Raw genomic sequence first — 20,032 nt, 5'->3', positions numbered from 1 at the left:
ATCCTCCGTCTCCGCCGCACCCCCGTGCCGGCGAGCGGCACCAGCGCGAGGGCGGCCGGCAGCGTGGCACGGGGCGTCACCCGGATGGGACGCCGGCGGGGTGCGCCGGGTTCCCCGCAAAGGGCGATGCCCGGGCGGTTCACCCGCCCGGGCATCGCGTCGTGCGTCGATCAGTGGATCAGGAGAAGCGGACCTTCATCGAGGTGCCGTTCTGCTCCAGGACCTTGATCTTGGTGCCGGTGGCCGGGAGCTTGACGCCGTGGTTCGGCAGCTCCGGGTACCAGTACTGCTTGGTGTCGTCGAACAGCGGCTGCGCCGCCTGGCCGCGGATGTACTGCGGCTGGCTGTTGAGGTGCAGCGTGAACGAGTCGGCCTTCTTCAGGCTGAACGGCGCGTCGTAGACCTGGACGCGGGCTCGCCAGGGCTGCCCGGTCAGGTTGTAGATCGGCCGCGGGTGCGCGTCGATGATCATGTTCCGACCCTCACCCGGGTGCGCGAACGTGTCGTTGTCCGCGAACCGGAGGTTCCAGTAGGAGATCAGCAGACCCTCCTGGTACGCGTAGTGGTCCACGTAGTCCGGGCGGGTGTTCGCGTAGCCGAAGAAGTACGGGCCGGTCTTGAGGTACTTGTCGTACGAGACGTACGACCGGTTGCCGGCGATGTAGAAGTTGTCGAACTTACGGGTGTAGGTCTCCTCGACGATGCTGAAGCCGCTGAGGGTCCAGCCGTTCGCGCCGGCCTCGGCGCCGTCGGTGAGGAGCGTCTGACCGTCGGCGGTCACGGTGATCGCGTCACCGTAGAAGCCGCCCTCGGAGACACCGCCGTCCGTCTGGTAGCGGAGCCGGAACTGCACGACCTTGCCGGCGACCGCGTCCATCGGGATGTTGATGTCGACCCACTGGTCGTTGCTGGAGCCGTCCAGGGCGTAGCGCCCGGGGGAGATCTCCTTCAGCGGGGCGCCGTTGGCCGTACCGGGCAGCGAGGCCCAGGTCTGGCCACCGTCGGTGGACGCCTCGAAGAACAGGTAGTCGTAGTCCGCCTCGATGCTGTAACGACCCTTCATCGACAGCGCGGCGCTGGTCTTCCCGGTGAGGTCGACAGTGCGCGTCATCGCGTTGTTCAGGTCGTCGTCGTTGCCCGAGAAGAACTGCTTCGTACCCTCGAACGGCTTGCCGTTCTGGAACGTGTACTCCCGCTGCGGCAGCACCACCACGGCAGCCTGGGCCTTGTTGGAGTTGTACTCCTGCGGGCCGAGCTGGAGGGTGCGCTTCTGTCCGGCCACCACGACCTCGTAGTCGAGCCAGCCGAGCTGGAGCTTGTTCCACGCGCCGAGGTCGCCGCCGCGCTCGCCGATGCCACCGTCGTTCTTGGCACCGAGCCGGCTCTGGGCCATCAGGGTCCAGTGCTCGTTGTTGTTGTCCCCACCACTGACCACGTTGTAGTCGTCCGGCAGACCGAGGTCGTGGCCGTACTCGTGGTAGAAGACGCTCCGGCCACCGTTCTCCGGCTGGATCGTGTAGTCACCGATCCAGACGCCGGTGTTGCCGATCTGGGTGCCGCCGGCCGGGAAGTTCTCCGGGCCGGTGTTGCCCTGGTCGCTGGCGAAGGCGTACCACCGGTGGCTCCAGATGGCGTCCTCACCCTGGTACGGGTCACCGTCGGCCTCGTCGCCGCCGGCGTGGACGATCTGGAAGTGGTCGATGTAGCCGTCCGGCTCGTTGAAGTTGCCGTCGCCGTCGAAGTCGTACCGGTCCCACTGGTCCATCGCCTTGACGTCCGCGGCGATCTCCGCGTCGGAGCGGCCCTGCGCCTTCTGGTCGGCGACCCACTGGTTGGCGGCGTCGCGGACCAGCGCCCAGGTGTTGGTGCAGACGTTCGAGGCGCACGGGTAGCCGCCGGAGCGGCCGTAGCGAGCCTCGTTGTACCGCACCTTCACCCAGTTGGTGACCTCGCCGTCGACGCTGTACCGACCCGAGGACTGGGCCTCGTAGTACTGCTTCAGCGACTCGTCACCCGGGTTGGTGCCGAAGTACAGCTGCCGGTAGTGGTCGGCGCTGTAGTCGGCCTGCCACACGGTGGAGTTGTCCACCGCCCGGTTGGGCTGCGGGATCTGGTTGACGCGCGGTCCGTCGAACCGGGCCGGACCCGGGATGTTCGGGTTCGTGTCCTGGTCCGGGTAGCTCGGGTGCCGCTCGTCGCCGAACTCCGCGAGGATGACGAAGATCTTGTCGGTCTGCTTGCGGGAGAGTTCGACGTACTGGTCCTTGACCGGGCCCTTGCCGGCCTTGGTGCTCTTGGCGGACCTGCCCGCCGAGGGACCCGCGGCAGCGCGCTCGCCGACCTTGACGACCGTGCTGCCGTTGATCTTCTCGGCCTTCGCCCTGCCGGACAGGACCTCGCTCAGGCCCTCCTGGCGCAGCGCGCGCCGCTTCTCCTCGAGCGGGTTGGGCAGGTCGTGCTCAGCCTGCGCAGGCTCGGCCACCGACGGAGCGGCGGCCGGCAGCTTCGGCGTCGGCGCGGCGCTGGCGGCCGTGCCTGCCACCAAGCCCGTCGCGGTCAGCGAAAGCCCGAGCAGACCCACTGCGACTTTGCGCACGTGGTACCTCCGGTGTGAGGGAACCGGCCCAACTGGGGGTACGGGCCGGTGGAGCGTCCCACTAGTGGGACCAAGGGTGAACATAGACACTGCTGCGACTGGTGGGAAGATGTGTGCGTCGATTTGTAGCAACTTTTTGTTGGGGATGCTTTTCGCCGTCACACACCGGCCTGTCACCGAGCCGTTGACCAGCAGCGATGTCTCGATCATGGATTGCAGTGACAGTCATGGATTAAGCGGTAACGCGGAAGGGTCGGGAGCGCTCGCGCTCCCGACCCTTCCCCCATCGAGCTTGTTCAGCTCATTTTTCGGTCATTCCGGTTCCGGTTTGAACGTACGGTTCAGCTCCGCGGCGGGACGACGTACACCTGAGCGTACGAGTTGTCCTTGGCGGCCCGCTTGATGATGATCGAGACGCCGTACTGGACGCCCGCGTCACCCGGGTTGCCGGTGCCGAGCACGATCGCCCCGCCACCCAGCGTCGAACCGTAGTAGTCCGTCGCCGGAGTGCCGTCCGGGTTCACCACCCGGGTCGTGTACTGCTGGTTGCCCCGCGACGGGACGACCACCGAGGCGTCGTTGTCCCGCGCGTACGCGGCACCGTCGCGGATCTCGATGCCCGGGTACCAGCCCTTGGCGTCGGTGAAGCCGCGCACCGGAGCCTGCGGGCCGAACTTCGTGCAGTACTCGCTGTACGGCTCGTCCGCCGCCTCCAGGCACTCCTTGAACGGGTACGTCGGCTTCAGGCCGAACGCGGCGTTGGAGGACTGCGGCCGGCTGGGCAGGTTCTTCAGCACCGACGGGTCCTTCTCGGCCGCGACGCCCTTGCGGCGCAGCGGGTCGTTGTGCGAGTCGACGATCAGCAGCCCGCCCTTGGCGCCGTAGCTGGGCAGCGCGGTCATCTGCGCGGTGACGTGGTTGACGTCGCCGAGCTGGGTGTCCCGGTACCAGACCAGCATGCCCGGCGCGTTGTACGCGATCCGGTCGACCTTCCACGCCTCGTGCGAGTAGACGGTGTCGTAGGTGTACTTCAGACCGTTGTCGAAGCCGTCGAAGTTACGCCACTCGGCCAGGTAGTAGTGCGACTTCACCTGGGTGCCCGAGTCGATGTACCAACCCGCGCCGCTGGTGTCGGTGAAGGTGCCGCCGGTCTGGGTCCAGCCCGCCGCGCCGCTCTCCACGTCGTCGCTCCAGGTGGTGGCACCGCCGCCGGTCACCGAGAAGTCGTCGGCGAACCAGCCGCGCTCCACGAACGCCTCGTCGGTGGCGTACCGCAGCCGCACCTGCACGGTCTGCCCGGCGTACGACGACAGGTCGACGTAGTCGTGCCGCCAGCCGCCCGTGCTGCCGGTCAGGCCGTACTTCTTGTTGCCGAAGTCGACCATGCGGCCGTTCGGGTCGGCGTAGCCGTCGTTCGTGGAGACCAGCGCGCCGCCCTCGGCGTACACCTTCTGCTCGTTCCAGGTGGCGCCGCCGTCGGTGGAGACCTCGACGAAGCCGAAGTCCCAGTCCGTCTCGATGACGAAGTTGTTCCACATCCAGAACTTCGCGTCGGCGGCGTTCGGCACGGACACCGTACGGCTGAGCTTGACGTCGGCCCAGTTCTGGTCGGCACCGGAGTACCACATGTTCGAGCCGCTGTGCGGCGTCGCCAGCGAGATCACCTTGTCCGGCAGGTCGATCTTGATGCCGTCCTCGGTGCCGACCGGCGTACGCGACGTCTGCCCGAGCTTGACCAGCTTGGACCGGTCACCCGGACCGAACGTCTTCGGCTCGGCCCAGCCCAGCACCCACTTGTCCCAGAGGCCCATGTGGGTGGGCAGCGCCTGGAAGATCTCGCCGGAGTGCGAGCCGGACGCCATCAGGTCCCAGAAGTCCACGTCGGAGTCGGCGTTGCCGGAGGTGTCGTAGAGGTCCGGCAGGCCCAGGTCGTGCCCGAACTCGTGGGCGAAGACGCCGACGCCGGCGTCCTCCGGCTGCACGATGTAGTTCGACACCTTCAGGTTGGTGCCCGGGATCGTGTAGCCACCGGTCACCGTCGAGGAGTGCGCCCACACCGAGTAGATGCCGACGTCGCCGCCACCGCGGGACTTGCCCTGGTTGGCGTGCACCAGCACCAGGTGGTCGATCACACCGTCCGGCTCGTGGTAGTTGCCGTCGCCGTCGCGGTCGCTCTGGTCCTCGATGTCGTAGTCGGCCCAGGGGAAGTTCGGGTCGGCCGCGGCCAGCGCGTCGATCGCGTCGGTGGCGAGCCGGCCGGCACCCTGCGGGTTGTCCGGGTGGCCGTTCATCGACTGCTCACGCCCGGCGACCCAGTTGCCGTTCTCGTCCTGGAAGCAGCGCGAGGCGGCGTACCAGCCCTCCGAGTGCGGCACCGTGATCCACGGGCTGGCCTGCCCGTCCACGGTGTACGCGCCCTTGGACATCTCCAGGTACATGTTGTGCATGGTCCGTCCGGCGAGGCTGATGCCCGGCTTGCCGTCCGGCCCCTTCAGGTCCTTGCGGACCCGCTCGGTGATGCCCTTCTTGCTGTACAGCATCTTGTCGTAGTGGGCCGGCGAGAAGTCCGGCACCCACATCGAGTTGTTGTCCTTGTGCGGCAGGGTGGCCGGGTTCGGGATCGTGTTGTGGCGCGGCCCGTTCTGCACGGTGCCGGGAACGCAGGTGCGGTCCTCGAACACCGTCTTCGGGACCATCACGCCTGTGAAGTCGTCGTTGGCCTTGTCGTTGAACTCGACGAGCAGCGTCAGCAGCTTGGCGGTCTGCGTGCTCTTGGCCTGCTTGATCTTGCGAGGGCTCTTGCCGGTCCGGATGGACTTGGCCTCCAGCTTGGCCAGCTCGCGCGCCGCGATCGGGTTACCCCCGGCGTACTTGCGGTCGTAGGCGCGGGCCTCGTCCGCCGGTGAGGAGAAGACGCCGTCGCGGCCCTTCACCTCCTTGCCGCCGGTGTCAGGCTGGACCTCGGGCTCGGCGTAGTTGATGTAGTGCTCGTCCGCCCCGATCGTGACCGGTGCGGACCGGGCAGGCTGAGCCGCCGCGCTGCCCGTCACGGTCAGCGACGTGGCCGCGAGCGCGATGGCGGGCAGCGCGACGAGTAGGCGTCGCCGTGCCCTGTGCTGCGACATGGGGAGCATGCCACTCCGTTCGTAGGGAATGGTGAAGGTCGGCGACTCAGTGACATCTGTCGAATTCCGCCGGTTCGGCTGAACGTAGCCGACCAAACGCGCCATCGACAGGGGTGAGCCGACGGCTCTGCCCGTTCGGGTCAGCGGCGGGTCCGCCGATCGACGGCCGTGCCGTCCGCGTCGTGGTCAGGCTTTCCCACCCACGAACCGCGCCACCCTCAGCGAGTTCTGCTCGGGCTTCTGCGGTTCCGACCCCAACTTCGACCAGGCGACGAAGTCGCCGCCGGCGAACGCCAGACTCAGGCCCGGCGCCTCGCCGAGCCGCCACATCCGGTCGGTCGCCACCTCGAGCACGTACTGGCCGGCGTCGCCGCTGCCACTGCCGTTGCTCCAGCAGACGAGCTTCGGCGACGAGCCGAGCGTCATGGCGGGGCCATTGTCGCCGAGGGTCACCTCGATGGCCCGCTTGGTGGCCGACGGCAGGACGAACAAGGTCCCGGGCGTCTCCTCGGTGGCGCCGGTCACGATCCAGGAGACGTGCCCGGGCTCCGCCGTGAGCGCGCTGACCTGCTGCTCTCCGGTCAGCGGGCCGGAGGCGTACACGCTGTCACGGCCGCCGCTCACCTTGTGGATCTCGTAGCGGCTCTTGGGGAATCCGGGAGCCACGTCCTCGGACCGGACATAGTAGAGGTCCTTGCCGGCTGCGGCCGGAAGCTTCGCCCGCTGGGCGACGACCGATGGCGCCGCGCCGCCGGCCGGCGAGCTGGCGAGGATCTGCGCGCCGAAGTCACGCTCGCCCGTCGTGGGGACGGTCGTGGTCCAGTAGACCCGATCAGTGCCCACGGAGAGCATGGAGCTGCCCGGTGGGATGGGCATCTTCTTGCCCTTGGCGATCGGTGCCGAGTCACCCAGCAGCACGGACCGGCCGGAACTCCGGTCGAAGCCGTACACCAGCCAGTCCATCTGGTACATGTCGGTGCTGGAGGTCTCCATCCAGGCCACGGTCCGGTCGTCCGCGTCGGCGTAGATGGCTTGTCGGGGCGGGCCGCTCGGGGCCGGGGACAGGGTGCGCGCCCGCCCGCCGGAGTAGAGACCCACCCGGCTCTGGCCGATGCCCAGCTCGCCGTCACCCGTCTTGGGAACGGGGTTGGCGGCGCTGATGAGCTGACCGTCGGGGGTGAGGCCGAGATGGTTGAGCGTGCGGCCGCCTGCCTGCGCACCCCCCACGACGAAGCCTCCACGCAGCTCGCGGCCCTCTCGCGCGCTCGCCGCGTCCTTCGTGGCGTGCCGGGAGCCGATCTCGAAAGGGGCACCTGTGGTCGAGCCGCTGTCGGTGTCGGCGCTGGGTGAGGAGACGGGGGAGGACGCTGCCCGTCCGGCGGCGTCCTCCCCCTTACCGTCGTCACAGCCACCGACAGTCAGAAGGATCAACGCAACTGTCAGTGTCCGGCGCATGGCTAGTAAACGACTCCGTTCGACTGGAGGAACCGAGTGGCGAAGGTGGAGGTGGTGTAGGTAAACGACTTCTTCGTGCTCGACCACACCGAGGTGGCCGGATCGGCCCAGGTGGTGTTCTGGCCGGACTGGACGTAACCGTAGCCGACGATCCAGTGGCCGATCGTCTTGTTGGTCGGGTGTCCGTTGTAGTGCGAGCCGCCGGCGAACTCGACCGTGTCCGCGCCGATCGGCATGCCGTTGCCGCCCACGCTGTGGGTGAAGATCTTGGGCAGCAGTGAGCCGCTGGGCTTTGGCACCTGCACGTACCAGGGGACGTTGCGCCAACGGTTGATGCCCGTGGCGAACCGCTTGCTGGTCCACGTGGTGCTCTTGTTGGCCTCGGTGTTCATGTGCGCGCTGTTGGCCAGGTTGGCCTGGGACAGGCTGTTGCCGTTGTAGCGGCTGGTGTACCCGGAGCCGTGCAGGTAGCGGATGATCATGTAGCCCGAGGCGGGACCGCAGTAGTAGCCCTTGGCCTGCGCGTACTGCACGAAGGGCAGGATACGGCTGCTGGCCGCCGTGGTACGCAGGCCGGCGCCGTCACCGGGGTCGACGTAACCCGAGTCGCCGTACTGTGCGGTGTAGTCGTTCTGCAGCTTGGTGAGCTGGGTCGGATCCGCGCCCTGGACGTTGACCGCGTACCACTCCTGGGAGATCTGGAGCTTGAGGTTCGTCTGGTCGTCGGTCGGCTGCTCGAGCCCGGGGTCGGTGACGTCACCGCCGGTGAAGTTTCCCTCGATGCCGTCGTAGGGCTCATCCGGATCGATGATCTCCGCCATCGCCGACGCGGGGGCGGCGAAAGCCGCGGCGCTGCCGATCATGAGCGCGGCAAGCACCCCGGCAATGCGCCGATAAGGGGTCGTCGTTGTTCTCAACTGGTCCTCCACTCCGGTCGAATAATCGCTGCGCCGATCGTTCGGTGGGGGTTGTCCCGGCGCGGCGACGTGTAATCGAAGAATAGTGATGCCGGCTCGGGACCGCCTGTCCCGTAAACGAGGGACAGGAGCTTTCGTGCGGCGGGCCCGACGCCGCTGGCGGCCCGTCTCACGGACATTCCGGTCGGCCGTCCGCCGGTTTCCCGGAGTCGATCGCGGCCCGGGTGAGAAATGCCTTGTTGCCGTGGCCGAGCTTCGCCTTCAGCCGCTTGACGTAGGTGTTCACCGAGTGGATGCTGACCTGCAGCCGCACCGCGGTCTGCCCGTGGGTGAGGCCGCTGGCGATGCACTCCAGTACCTCGCTCTCCCGCTGGGACAGCCGTTGCCCGCCGGCCGGCGTCGTTCGCGGCGGCGACACCGGCCAGGGCGGCTGCCGCGCTGCCGTCGGAGCCTCGACCACCAGCACACAACGTGGCTCGGGTGAGTCGGCGGGACACGGCGGCGCGGCGGGCTCGGGCCGGCCCGAGCCCGCCGCACAGGTCGCCCCGGACGCCTCCGCCCCGGACATCGCCGGCACGACGGTCACGCCGGCCGAGGTGAGGAGGTCGGCGATCATGCGCCGAGCGGCGGGATCACTTGCGTGAATGGTGACTCTCAACATCGGCATTCCTCGAGAGGCGACGCGGAAGAGCGCACAATGAATCCGCACGGGGTGCGGTGGGTGAATATTGCGCACCAAGGAGCGACCAATGTGTGGACAATGAACAGCCCGCACATGAGGTGAAGAGAAATGATCCTGGCCGAAGAGTGGCCGGAAAGTCCCTATGGATGCATCCGCGTCAAGTAAGCATGACCATTTCCGCCACCCCCGTTCGAAGGAACTCGACGAAGGTCATTGTCCCACGCCCGATGATCGCGTGCTGCCCCGTCCCTGCCGGCGTACGGCACCACGCGCAGACGACGGTGGGTGGCGGTCCGCCGGACCGCCACCCACCACAACCACTGGGCTGCCGAAGCCTCCTGGTCAGTCCTCGTCAGACTTGCCGCTCATCCCCGACGAGATCAACTCCATCACCGAGGAGTCCTGGAGAGTGGTCACGTCGCCGAGCGACCGGTTCTCCGCCACGTCCCGCAGCAGCCGGCGCATGATCTTCCCGGACCGGGTCTTCGGCAGCTCCGGCACCAGCATGATCTGCCGCGGCTTGGCGATCGGGCCGAGCGTCTTCGCCACGTGGTTGCGCAGGTCGGCGATGAGCTGCTCGCCCGCGTCACCCGCGGTCTCCGCGCTGCCACGCGGGATGGCGAACGCCACGATCGCCTGGCCGGTCGTCGGGTCGGTCGCGCCGACCACCGCCGCCTCCGCCACCGACGGGTGGCTGACCAGCGCCGACTCCACCTCGGTCGTGGAGATGTTGTGGCCGGACACCAGCATCACGTCGTCCACCCGGCCGAGCAGCCAGATGTGTCCGTCGTCGTCCTTCTTCGCGCCGTCACCGGCGAAGTAGACCCACTCGTCGCCGGTGTTCGCGCCCGCCCCGAACCGGGACCAGTACGTCTCCAGGAACCGGTTGTCGTCGCCCCAGATCGTCCGCAGCATCGACGGCCACGGCTCCTTCAGCACCAGGTATCCGCCGCCGCCGTTCGGCACCGACTGGCCCTGGTCGTCGACCACGTCGGCGACGATGCCGGGCAGCGGGCTCATCGCCGAGCCGGGCTTCGCCTCGGTCACGCCCGGCAGCGGCGAGATCATGATGGCGCCGGTCTCGGTCTGCCACCAGGTGTCCACCACCGGCAGCTCGGCGCGGCCGACGTGCTGCCGGTACCAGATCCACGCCTCCGGGTTGATCGGCTCGCCGACGCTGCCGAGCAGGCGCAGCGACGACAGGTCGTACCCGGCCGGGATGTCCTCGCCCCACTTCATCATGGTGCGGATCAGCGTCGGCGCGGTGTACAGGATGGTCACCTTGTACTTGTCGACGACCTCCCAGAACCGGCCCTTGTGCGGGGTGTCCGGGGTGCCCTCGTACATGACCTGGGTGGCGCCGTTGGAGAGCGGGCCGTACACGATGTAGGAGTGCCCGGTCACCCAGCCGATGTCGGCCGTGCACCAGTAGACGTCCGTCTCCGGCTTCAGGTCGAACACCGCGTGCGTGGTGTACGACGTCTGGGTCAGGTAGCCGCCGGTGGTGTGCAGGATGCCCTTCGGCCGGGCGGTCGTGCCGCTGGTGTAGAGGATGAACAGCGGGTGCTCGGCGTCGAACGCCTGCGCCTCGTGCTCCGGCGACGCCGTCTCCACCGTCTCGTGCCACCAGTGGTCCTTCGCCGACCAGGCGACCTCCTCACCGGTACGCCGGACCACCAGCACGTGCTCCACCGACGGGCAGTTCGCCACCGCCTCGTCCACCGTCGGCTTGAGCGCCGACGGCTTGCCCCGGCGGAAGCCGCCGTCCGCGGTGATCACCACCTTGGCGCTGGCGTCCTGGATCCGGTTGGTCAGCGCGTCGGCGGAGAAGCCGCCGAACACCACGCTGTGCGTGGCGCCGATCCGGGCGCAGGCGAGCATCGCCACCGCCGCCTCCGGGATCATCGGCAGGTAGATCGCCACCCGGTCACCGGCGGTCACGCCCAACTCGGTCAGCGCGTTCGCCGCCTGGCAGGTGAGCTTGTGCAGGTCGGCGTAGGTGACGGTACGGGTGTCGCCCGGCTCGCCCTCCCAGTGGATCGCCACCTTGTCGCCGCGGCCCGCCTCGACGTGCCGGTCCAGGCAGTTGTACGCCACGTTGAGCCTGCCCCCGGTGAACCACTTCGCGAACGGGGCGTTCGACCAGTCGAGCACCTGCTCCCACGGCTGGGCCCAGGCCAGCCGGCCGGCCTGGCGCTCCCAGAAGGCCAGCCGGTCGCCGGCCGCCTCCTCGTACGCCTCGACGGTCACGTTGGCGTTCGCGGCGAGTTCGGCCGGCGGCGGGAACTGGCGCGTCTCGTTCAGCAAGTTGGCCAATGCCTCGCTCATGCGGTGACTCCTTCGTCGCGTGACCTGCGTCTCCTACTGCGGGGAAGGTTAGCCCCGGCGTACCGTGCCGGCGACCGCCCGTCCCTCACCGCGCGCCCAGCGGCCCTCCCCTCGCGCCGAGGTGTAAGGAAGGGCACCTTATTAACGCCTCCGGTAGGGGAAGGGCCCCTTATTAACAACCCCGGGCTTGGGGGGAGCCCGGCGGTCGCTAGCGTGACGGGGTGACCACCGATCCGCTCGCCCCGCTGCTCGCGCTCGCCGACGTCGCCACCGCCGTCGAGCAGGCCCGCGAGCGGGTCGACCAGGCACACCGGCACCGTGCGCTGCGCCGCCAGGGCGGCCAGGTCGCCGCCGAGGTCAGCCTCCGCTCCGCCGTGGCCAGCGCCGCCCTGGAGGGCCGCGCCCACGACCGTGAGGAGGTACGCGCCGGCACCGTCACCGACCCGGTGCTCCAAGGTGCGCTGCGGGTCGCCGGGGCGCTGCCCGGGCTGAGCGACCTCTGGCCCAAGGCGCCCCGGCAGGTGCTGGCCCGGCTGCACGTACTCGCCGCCCGCGACGTGGTCACCGAGGAGGAACTGGGCCGGCCGGTCGCCGACCCGGTGGTCGCGGCCCGTCTCGACGGCCTGGCCGCTCTGGTGGCCGGTGGCACGAAGGTGCCGCCACTGGTGCTGGCCGCCGTCGTCCACGGCGAACTGCTGAACCTGCGCCCGTTTCCGGGCCCGTCCGGCGTGGTGGCCCGCGCCGCCGCCCGGCTGGTGCTGATCTCCACCGGGTTCGACCCCCGCGGGCTGGTCGCGGTCGACGTCGGGCACTGCGAGCGCGAACCGGAGTACGTCGGCGCGGCCGGCGCGTTCGCCACCGGCACGCCCGACGGCCTGCGCTCCTGGCTGCGGCACTACATGACGGCGGTGGAGGTCGGCGCCGACCAGATCACGCTGATCGGCGACGAGATCCTCGCCGCGTCCTGAGGTGCGCGGGCGTCACGCGGTGGGTGCGGCGGTGCGGGTGCGGCGGTGCCGGCCGTACCAGGCGATGCCGATGGCCACGCCGACGCCCACACCGAGTGCCGCCGCGGCGACCGGCACCGCCGGCCGCTCGCGCAGCCGGCGACCCAGCGGAATCGGGTGCCGGAACTCCAGCACCGGCCACGCGTTCTCCACCGCCAGCTTGCGCAGCGCCCGATCCGGGTTGACCACCGTCGGATGCCCCACGCACTCCAGCAACGGCCGATCGGAGTACGAGTCGGAGTACGCGTACGAGTCGGCCAGGTCGTAGTCGCGCTCCAGAGCCAGTTCGCTGACCGCCTCGACCTTGCTCGGACCGGCCGCGTAGAACTCGACCTCGCCGCTGTACCGGCCGTCCACCACACCCATCCGGGTGGCGATCACGTCGGTGATCCCGAGCAGCTCACCGATCGGCCGGACCATCTCGTCGCCCGACGCCGAGACCAGCACCACGTCCCGCCCGGCGGCCTGGTGCTCCTCGATCAGAGCGGCCGCCTCGGCGTACACATAGGGGTTGATCAGCTCGTGCAGCGTCTCCGCGACGATCTGGCGGACCTGTTCCACCGGCCAGCCCTTGCAGAGCGTGGCGAGGTAGTCCCGGGTGCGGGCCATGGTCTGCTCGTCGGTGCCGCCCAGCCGGAACATCAACTGCGCGTACGCCGACTTGACCACGTCACGCCGGGTGATCAGCCCGTCCCGGTAGAACGGCCGACCGAACGCCAGGGCGCTCGACTTGGCGATGACGGTCTTGTCGAGATCGAAGAAAGCGGCGCTACGGCCCACGGCGCGAAAGTCTAGCCCGACGGGCGACGTCCGGGCGTCCGCCCGGGTGGCGAAAGCCGATGAGCACCCGGAGGAGTGACGTCGGTCACAGGCGGTTATCGATGAATTTAGCTTTGCGTGGAGTGAACAACACTCGACGTATAAGGGTCGACTGCGGCATGCTTGTGCACGCGACGGGAGTTCGCATACCCGGCGCCGCTCGACCCTCGGCGGTTGCACCCCCCGTAACCGCTGAGTCGGTTCGGCTCGACCCCCCCGGAGCCGAACCACAAGACGACCCCCGTCTCCCCCCGACGGGGGTCGTCCCTTTGCGCCATGAGCGTTCCGCCGCAGGTCACAGGTCATCTCCGTCGCCGTCGAGCAGGCTCCCCGAGGGCGTTTCTCCGGTCGGAGGCAGCAGAGAGGCAGCAGAGCCGTTGAACGCCTCCAGGACGCGGGCCGCGTAGTCGTCCGGGGTGTGGGTGTAGCGGTTGAGCGTCGTCGACGCCTGTTCGTGGCCCATGACCCGCTGCACGAGGTTGATCGGCACGCCGTCGGTGACCAGCCAGGTGGCGTAGGCGTGCCGCAGATCGTGGAAGCGCATCCCGCCGGAAGCCTTGGCCGCCACGCAGGCGACTGCCTCCCGCTCGGTGGTGAACTCGGCCGACCACTCGATGCCCTCCCGGTCCGGCCAGGTCGCGCGGTACCGGTGGGGGCCGGTGTTGACGACCTGGCCGAGCAGCCCGGCGCGGACCAGCGACGGCAGCCACACTCGGCGCCGGAAGTTCGAGCGTCGGAGTGACCGGCCGACCCGGTCGCGGAAGACCAGGGCTCGCGGGTCCGGATCGTCGGCGGCGGTGTGCAGCTCCCGGAGCGCGGCCAGGAGGAAGGACGGCAGCGGCACGGTTCGGACCCCGGCGCGACTCTTCGGGTACGGGCGCAGCACGATCCCGCCGTGCGTCTCCTCGGCGACCTGGACGACGCGGAGCGATGCCCGGTCGAGGTCCACCGACGACCACGTCAGCCCGGCGCACTCACCCCAGCGAAGACCGGCCCCAGCGGCAGCGGAGACGATCCCCCGATGCCGAGGCGGGACCGCCGGAAGCAGCCGACCGAAGAAGTCCTCCCGACTGATCGTGACCGGTCTGACGTCGCGGGACCGATCACGCGGCAGCTTCACCCCCTCGGCGGGGTTGGTGGCAATTAGCCGCGCCTGTACCGCCGTCTTGAGGATCATCGACAGCAGTTGGTAGCACTTGGCCACGGTGGCGGGCGCGAGATCCCGACCGAGGCCGGTCACCCACTCCTGCACCGACATGAAGTCGACCTTTCCGAGCGGCCAGTCACCCCACTTCGGCAGGACGTGCGTGCGAAGCATGGAGACGGTCCGCTCAGTCGTACGCGCCTCGACTGCCCGGGTGGCGAGCCACTGCGAAGCGAAGTCACCGAAACGGGTACGACCGGCGTGCGGGTTCACATAGGTGCCCCGATTGAGGCTTCCCTCGATCTCGGCGAGGAAGGCATTGGCCTCCCGCTTCGTGCGGAAGCTCTTGGACTTCTGCCCACCGGCAGGATCACGCCAGCAGGCGCGGAAGGTGCCGGCCGGAGTCTTGCGGACGAAACCCATCAGCGCCTCCGGCCATGCTCGGTGCCGGTGGCGGCGGTTTGCTCGGTGACGCCGTCGAGCCAGGCGTGGAACCGGGCACGCGGGATCAGCCAGCGACCTCCGAGGCGGGTCGCCGGGATGGTGCCGTCGCGGACGAGAGCGTAGGTGCTGCCCAGCGAGATGCCGAGGAGCTTGGCGACCTCTCGGACGGTGTAGGTGACCGGCTCGACGACGACGGTCCCGGTACGAGGGACGAGCCGGACGACCGGATTGGGGCGGGCGGTGGTGCTCATGACGGGTGACCTCCTCGGTCTGTCGGGATCAAGCGGCGGCCGGCGCGATACCGGCCGAGGTAGTGGCGAGTTCGTGGGCGAGTTCTTCGCGGCCGGTGGTTCGTCGCTCGCGAGCCATGGCGGCGGCGGTGTTGGCGAGCAGCGCGTCACCGGTGGTGTGCCAGCCGACTCCGGCAAAGGTGAGGGTGCCGACGATGAGCGTGGTGTCCTCGTCGACCTGCTCGGTGGGTGGTCCGGCGGTGGTGGGGTGTTCGTGGTCCTGGTGCTCGTGACGGCGGTAGGCGACGCGGGTGTCGCGCAGGACTTGGAAGGTCACCGAGTAGCGGCGGGCTTTGGTGAGGAAGTGGCCGCCGTAGCCGAGCATGTGCGCCCACCGCCGCAGCCGGGCGTAAGGGCTGGCCGTCGCTGGTTTCGCCGGTTCGGTGTCAAGGGCGGCTTGACGGCGGGCGACGCAGACGGGGCAGGCGGCGTAGCGGGTGTGCGTGCCGCAGTCGGGGCATTCCCAGCGGGCGACGAAGCCGGGCCGGGGCCGGGGCTGGCGGGGCCGCTCGGCCAGCGGGGTGGGTGTGCCGGTGGGTCGGCCGATGCGCCAGCATGCGTCGATGAGGCGGGCGGTGTGGTCGCCGTCGGGGTCGGCGTAGTCCCCGATCGAATCGGCGGTCAGGCGGGTGGAGGTGTGCCCCGTGGCCTCGGTGCTTTTGGTGGCGTACTTGGCAAGGTAGCCCGCGACCATCCCATCGCTGACCTCCCCCGAACCGTCGGTAGCAATGGGTTCCAGGTCGACCTGCTCGCCCCAGGCGATCGACCAGCCGTCGGGCCGGTCCGGGTGAGGCGGGGTGTAAAAGGCGATCTGCCGGGCGGCGTGGCGCAGCGCGTCGACGAGGTCGTCGACGGTGAACCCGGCCGGCGGCGGGACGACGTTGTCGGGATCGGTGGGGTCGACGCCGTCGAGGCGGGCGATGGCGTGGAAGTGCACCGCTCCCCGCGCTTGCAGTTCCGCGACCTTCCCGGGCGACAGCCGCACCGGAGCGACTTTCCGCGTCTTGCCGGAGGCGGTGACCACCTCGACCCGAGGGACGCCACGGCGTTGGGCGAGCTTCGCCAGCCAGCGTTCCGCGGCTTGCTTCGTGCGATGCCACAGTTCGCCGGAGAAGATGTTCCAGACGACCTGGTGATCGTGGTCGTAGCAGTCCAGACACAGCGGATGCCCGAGCACCGCATCCCCCTGCTCGTGCCTCGCCCAGCAGACCGCCGGACGGCCATGCGGGCAGAGTCCGGTGTCGCGGCGGGCGTGGCAGGGTTCGGCGCGGCAGTCGCAGCGGCGTCGGTTGCGGCAGGTGTGCCGCTTCACGACCCGGGCGTGGACGGTGCCGAACGAGGGCGCGGTGAAGGTGGCGAACACCGCCGGATGCTGCGCGACCGATTCCGGTACGCCTTTGCCGCCGACGAGGCCAGCGCGTAGGAGTTGGAAGGCGTCGCGTTGGTAGGTCTGGGCGCAGGCGGGGCAGACCGTGGCGCGGCGGTTGCCGCAGGCGGTGTAGATCGCGGCGTCGGGCATGGCGTCGGTGTGCCGGGCGTCCAGGACACGGCCGGTGGCCTGTTCGACGGTGAGGATCTGTCCGGACAGGCGGATGGGGCGGGTGCAGCCGGCGGCGGCGCGGACGTGTTCGAGCCAGCCGTAGTAGTCGGGTCGGGTGGCGCGTTCGAACGCGGCTCCGGCAGCGGTCCAGCTGTAGATGATGGTGTCGGCGTTCGAGCCCACCCCCCGGGCCGTGGAGGCGCGGGGGATGAGGTCCAGCGTCGAGGCCATCAACCGGCCACCCCAGGAGTGGGGTGCAGGTTGGTGATGGTGCGTTCGATGACGATGATCCGGCAGGCGCCGCACTGGCGCTTGGACGGCTCGTGCCGCCCACAGGGGATCTGCGTGACGATGTCACCGCAGCGGATGGTGACCGGGTTGCGGCAGAGGCCGCCGTCGATGACGTCGATGACGGTGCGGCGGGTGTCGTAGGGGTGGGGCTCCGGATCGGCCGGGCAGGTGTGCAGGAGCTGCACGACGTCGACAGTGTGGATGCTCACCGGGCACCACCGCCGATGCCGGCCAGGAGTTGCCCGGCGACAGGTGGGGTGACGTCGAGACGGTCGGCCAGCTCGGCCGGGGTGATCGGGTGGCCGGTGGCCTGTTCATGCTGCACGGCGGCGAAACGCGCCATCGGCAGCAGGTGAGTGGGAACGTCGACCGGCTCGGCCGGTGCGGCGACGGGCACCGGCTCAGTGGCCGGGGTGAGGGTCGGGGCGGTGGCCGGTTCCGGCTCGGCGGTCGGGGTGATGGCGGCCGGTGGTACCGGCTCGGTGGTGACCTGCTCGGCCACCTGGACGCGGATGGGTTCGGCCGGCGCAGCCGGCGGAGTGCTGCTCTGCCCCGTGGGAGCGGGGGCTAGGACGAGTTTGACCAGGGCCATGAATGCCAGGGCGGGGACGGCGGACAGGAGCCAGCCGGATATGCCGGGTTTGGCGACCGCGAGTTGTGCGGCGAGGGAGAGGCTGGCGGCGGCGATGAGCAGGAACAGCGGGTAGCCGATGGGTGCGCCGGTGCGGCGGCGTCGGCGGATGGTCAGCAGGCAGGCGATGGGGACGAGTTCGCTGATGACGGCGTTGGCCCAGCCGAACCATGCCCCGGTGCCGGTGGGGCTGTTGGCGAGGGTCCAGTCTTTGACGTGGGTGAAGGAGGCGGCACCGGCGAACCCGGCGACCGCGATGAGGATGAGCACCAGGACCAGGCCCTCAAGACGGAGGCCGGTGGTGCGGTCAGTGCCCGGCATCGGTGGTCACCTCCCCGGAGGTGACGGCACGCTGTTCGGCGAGCAGCCCGGTCATGCCGACCCGGATGCCGTTGCAGGTGGCGCAATGGTCACCGGGGCCGGTGGTGCACTCGGCGAGGTGGGCTTCCTGGATGAGCCGGATAGCTTCGGCGTAGTAGCCGGACAGGAACCGCTCGAAGCGCAGGGGGCCGTGACCGGCGAAGAAGCCGGCGAGAGCGGTGACGGCGTAGTCGTCGTCCGGGGTCATCCGCTCCTGAGCGGCGAAATTCGTGGCAGTGGTGGTGGTCATCGGATGCCTCCCATGTAGGCCAGGGCGATGCCGAGGAGCAGGACGACGGCGAAGGTGATCAGGACAGCCATCAGTGGCCTCCGTGGCAGTCGAGGCAGCAGCCGTAGCGGCGGGGGATGTAGTAGGGCTTGACCTGGCCGCAGTCGCGGCAGGTGCGCCGGGCGAGCAGGGCTTTGGCGATGGCCTCCCGCTGCGCGGGGGTGGCGACACGCTTCGGTTTGGCCCAGTCGAGGCGGTAGAGGTAGGCGACCCGGCGGTTGGTGCGGTGTCGCCAGAGGATCTGGGCGACGGGGTCGTGTCCGCCGGGGCGAAGTCCTGCGGCGCGCAACTGTCGGCGGGTGGCCAGGCCCGCAGGTGCGGTGTGGAAGGGGAAGGTGGGGAACCCGTAGCGGGTGCCGGTCGGGTCGTAGAACTCGACCCGGATGCCGGTGCGGTCGGCGAGCTGCTCCAGCTCGGTAGAACGCAGGTCGGTCATGACTGGCCTCCCCAGCGCTGCTGGGCGGCTTGGCGGGAGATTCCGAGGCGGGAGCCGATTTCGGCCCAGGAGTAGCCGAACTGGCGCAGGCCCACGACGGCCTCACCGATGGCGTCGTCGATGACCGACGACAGGGCGACGAGGTCACGGAGGGCTTCGACGTCGCCGGTGGCGACGCGGCGGCCGTGGGCGCGGATGATGCGCCGGGCGAAGGCGGCGAAGGCGTCGTTCTCGACGACGTCCCGGCGATGCTGCCGGGGCAGGTGTGGCGTCAAGGGCTTCTTGACGGTGTTCATCGCGGCTCGCCTCCCTGGGTGTGGAGGCGGTCCCACTCGTCAGCGGCGTTCTCAAGGGCGGTGATGACTTGCTCGGCGGTGCGGCCGGGCTCGTCGTTCCAGGAGTAGGGGGAGATGTGCTCGTCGAGCAGGTAGCCGTCTTCGTCGATGTGGAAGACCGGTGCGAAGTCGTCGAGGTAGTCGACGAACGCGGCGATGGCGGCGAGGTAGGTGATCCGCTCGTCGGTGTCGAGGTCGTACCAGTGGTGCACGGGGTGTCCGGTGCAGGCCATGCCGATGGCTCCGACGGCGCAGGCCGGCGGGGTGGGGGTGTCGGTGGTGGGTACGTAGTAGGTGCCCTGGTGCCAGCCGTGCCGGCGTAGGTAGAGGGCAGCCATCCGCAGCAGGTCAGCGGGTGTGACCGATGCCGCGGTGGGTGGGGTGTGGGTAGCCTTCAAGGCAGCCACGTCCTTTCGGGGCTGTTGGTGGAGGTCGGCGGAACCGGATCGGCTTTGCAGGGCGTGAGCCGGTTCCGTCGACTGCTATCGGGTGCGGAGCCGCAGGTAGCGGCGTTGGCGTGTGTCGTCGCCGCCCACCGGGTGGGGTGGGCCGAGGTAGACGAGTCGGCCGCTGGCCGAGGCGACCTGAACCATCGAGGCGATCTCGCCCGGTTGGGCGACGATCCAAATCTCGACGTACCGGGCGGCACGCTGCTGGTTCGCCTTGGCGTAGGCCTGCTCACGGGTGGTCATGCCGCCACCGCGAAATCCACCCGGGTCAGGTCCGGGATCAGGGTCGGTAACGGGCGAGGGCGGCGGATCCAGGCCGCGTAGTCGGCGATGCCCGCGATCTGCGCGTCGGTCAGGTAGGCGACCTTGATGCGCTTCGGGGTGCCGCCTTCGGCGATGAGGTAGGCGGCGCCCTGGTTGGTGGGGGCGATGTCGGTGGCCGTGTAGCCCTGCTCGGCCCAGCCGTGCCCGAGCACGATGTTGGAGGTGTTCGGCGTGGTGCACCGGAACGCGGCCCGGTAGCCGAACAGGTCCCGCAGCGAGGTCGGGATGATGTCGAACGACGGCCGCTGAGTCGCGGCAACCACCGGGATACCAGCGGCACGGCCACGGGCGACCAGGTCGCGCAGGAGAGCCACGAACTCTTCCTGTTCCTGCTTCGAACCGACGGTGGCGGAGTAGTAGGCGATTTCGTCGACCAGGACGGTGATGACGGACAGGCCGTCGGCGGCGGTGAGCTTGCGGCGGCCGTGGGCGCGCAGCCAGGCGTAGCGGTTGTTCATCACCAGTTGCAGGCGTCTGAGCCACCCCCGCTTTCATGGAGCTTCTTGACCATGGTCTGATGGCCGTGGGGGAGGAAGTCGTCCGTGGCAGCACCGAAGAAGTACCCCGACG

At 69.5% G+C, this 20,032-nt stretch carries 18 protein-coding genes and 1 pseudogene; 1 reads left to right on the top strand and 18 read right to left on the bottom strand.

Annotated features, from left to right (window positions below; genetic code table 11):
• Positions 1–178 precede the first annotated feature (178 nt).
• The 6 genes from AB0C17_RS09830 to acs form a co-directional block, all read right to left on the bottom strand.
• The gene (locus AB0C17_RS09830) at positions 179–2,581 is read right to left on the bottom strand and encodes an immune inhibitor A domain-containing protein (RefSeq protein WP_357478256.1); all 2,403 of its coding nucleotides are present in this window, start codon (positions 2,579–2,581) and stop codon (positions 179–181) included.
• A 356-nt stretch (positions 2,582–2,937) separates the two neighbouring features.
• Positions 2,938–5,721 (bottom strand): immune inhibitor A domain-containing protein, encoded by a 2,784-nt coding sequence (locus AB0C17_RS09825; protein ID WP_357477907.1) that lies wholly within the window; start codon positions 5,719–5,721, stop codon positions 2,938–2,940.
• A 186-nt stretch (positions 5,722–5,907) separates the two neighbouring features.
• Entirely contained in the window at positions 5,908–6,948 is a 1,041-nt protein-coding gene (locus tag AB0C17_RS09820) for a hypothetical protein (protein ID WP_357391043.1), read from the bottom strand.
• A 230-nt stretch (positions 6,949–7,178) separates the two neighbouring features.
• Complete coding sequence (locus tag AB0C17_RS09815) at positions 7,179–8,105, bottom strand: hypothetical protein (RefSeq protein ID WP_357477904.1); 927 nt, start codon at positions 8,103–8,105, stop codon at positions 7,179–7,181.
• Positions 8,106–8,262: 157 nt separating this feature from the next.
• Positions 8,263–8,709 carry a helix-turn-helix transcriptional regulator gene (locus AB0C17_RS09810; RefSeq protein WP_357477901.1) on the bottom strand — a complete coding sequence of 149 codons (447 nt, stop codon included), beginning with the start codon at positions 8,707–8,709 and terminating at the stop codon, positions 8,263–8,265.
• Between the two features lie 408 nt (positions 8,710–9,117).
• Complete coding sequence (gene acs / locus AB0C17_RS09805) at positions 9,118–11,103, bottom strand: acetate--CoA ligase (protein ID WP_357391201.1); 1,986 nt, start codon at positions 11,101–11,103, stop codon at positions 9,118–9,120.
• Positions 11,104–11,324: 221 nt separating this feature from the next.
• Here acs and AB0C17_RS09800 point away from each other — a divergent pair, with 221 nt between their 5' ends.
• Positions 11,325–12,071: an oxidoreductase gene (locus AB0C17_RS09800; RefSeq protein WP_357391203.1), complete on the top strand. Its 747-nt coding sequence runs from the start codon at positions 11,325–11,327 to the stop codon at positions 12,069–12,071.
• Between the two features lie 12 nt (positions 12,072–12,083).
• Here AB0C17_RS09800 and AB0C17_RS09795 read toward each other — a convergent pair whose 3' ends face one another.
• The 12 genes and pseudogenes from AB0C17_RS09795 to AB0C17_RS09740 all read right to left on the bottom strand — a co-directional run.
• Positions 12,084–12,890 carry an HAD-IB family hydrolase gene (locus AB0C17_RS09795; RefSeq protein ID WP_120572053.1) on the bottom strand — a complete coding sequence of 269 codons (807 nt, stop codon included), beginning with the start codon at positions 12,888–12,890 and terminating at the stop codon, positions 12,084–12,086.
• Positions 12,891–13,224: 334 nt separating this feature from the next.
• Positions 13,225–14,496 carry a tyrosine-type recombinase/integrase gene (locus AB0C17_RS09790; RefSeq protein ID WP_357477898.1) on the bottom strand — a complete coding sequence of 424 codons (1,272 nt, stop codon included), beginning with the start codon at positions 14,494–14,496 and terminating at the stop codon, positions 13,225–13,227.
• Positions 14,496–14,768 carry a helix-turn-helix domain-containing protein gene (locus AB0C17_RS09785; protein WP_357477895.1) on the bottom strand — a complete coding sequence of 91 codons (273 nt, stop codon included), beginning with the start codon at positions 14,766–14,768 and terminating at the stop codon, positions 14,496–14,498. The genes AB0C17_RS09790 and AB0C17_RS09785 overlap by 1 nt, the downstream gene beginning before the upstream one ends.
• Before the next feature lie 28 nt (positions 14,769–14,796).
• Positions 14,797–16,578: a replication initiator gene (locus tag AB0C17_RS09780; RefSeq protein WP_357478252.1), complete on the bottom strand. Its 1,782-nt coding sequence runs from the start codon at positions 16,576–16,578 to the stop codon at positions 14,797–14,799.
• The gene (locus AB0C17_RS09775) at positions 16,578–16,847 is read right to left on the bottom strand and encodes a hypothetical protein (RefSeq protein WP_357477892.1); all 270 of its coding nucleotides are present in this window, start codon (positions 16,845–16,847) and stop codon (positions 16,578–16,580) included. The genes AB0C17_RS09780 and AB0C17_RS09775 overlap by 1 nt, the downstream gene beginning before the upstream one ends.
• Entirely contained in the window at positions 16,844–17,590 is a 747-nt protein-coding gene (locus AB0C17_RS09770; protein WP_357477889.1) for a hypothetical protein, read from the bottom strand. The genes AB0C17_RS09775 and AB0C17_RS09770 overlap by 4 nt, the downstream gene beginning before the upstream one ends.
• Complete coding sequence (locus tag AB0C17_RS09765) at positions 17,577–17,879, bottom strand: hypothetical protein (protein WP_357477886.1); 303 nt, start codon at positions 17,877–17,879, stop codon at positions 17,577–17,579. The genes AB0C17_RS09770 and AB0C17_RS09765 overlap by 14 nt, the downstream gene beginning before the upstream one ends.
• A gap of 70 nt (positions 17,880–17,949) precedes the next feature.
• Positions 17,950–18,330 (bottom strand): RRQRL motif-containing zinc-binding protein, encoded by a 381-nt coding sequence (locus AB0C17_RS09760; protein ID WP_357478249.1) that lies wholly within the window; start codon positions 18,328–18,330, stop codon positions 17,950–17,952.
• 20 nt (positions 18,331–18,350) lie between these two features.
• Positions 18,351–18,650 (bottom strand): hypothetical protein, encoded by a 300-nt coding sequence (locus tag AB0C17_RS09755; RefSeq protein ID WP_357477883.1) that lies wholly within the window; start codon positions 18,648–18,650, stop codon positions 18,351–18,353.
• Entirely contained in the window at positions 18,647–19,087 is a 441-nt protein-coding gene (locus AB0C17_RS09750; RefSeq protein WP_357477880.1) for a hypothetical protein, read from the bottom strand. The genes AB0C17_RS09755 and AB0C17_RS09750 overlap by 4 nt, the downstream gene beginning before the upstream one ends.
• A gap of 84 nt (positions 19,088–19,171) precedes the next feature.
• On the bottom strand, positions 19,172–19,381 hold the full coding sequence (locus AB0C17_RS09745) for a hypothetical protein (RefSeq protein ID WP_357477877.1): 210 nt from the start codon (positions 19,379–19,381) through the stop codon (positions 19,172–19,174).
• Positions 19,378–19,941 (bottom strand): annotated as a pseudogene (locus tag AB0C17_RS09740) (cell division protein FtsK); the annotation flags it as partial. The pseudogene AB0C17_RS09740 and the gene AB0C17_RS09745, both read right to left, overlap by 4 nt.
• Positions 19,942–20,032: the final 91 nt, after the last annotated feature.

Source organism: Micromonospora sp. NPDC048887 (assembly GCF_040649715.1).
Lineage (GTDB): Bacteria > Actinomycetota > Actinomycetes > Mycobacteriales > Micromonosporaceae > Micromonospora.
This window is presented reverse-complemented; position numbering and strand designations above follow the sequence as displayed.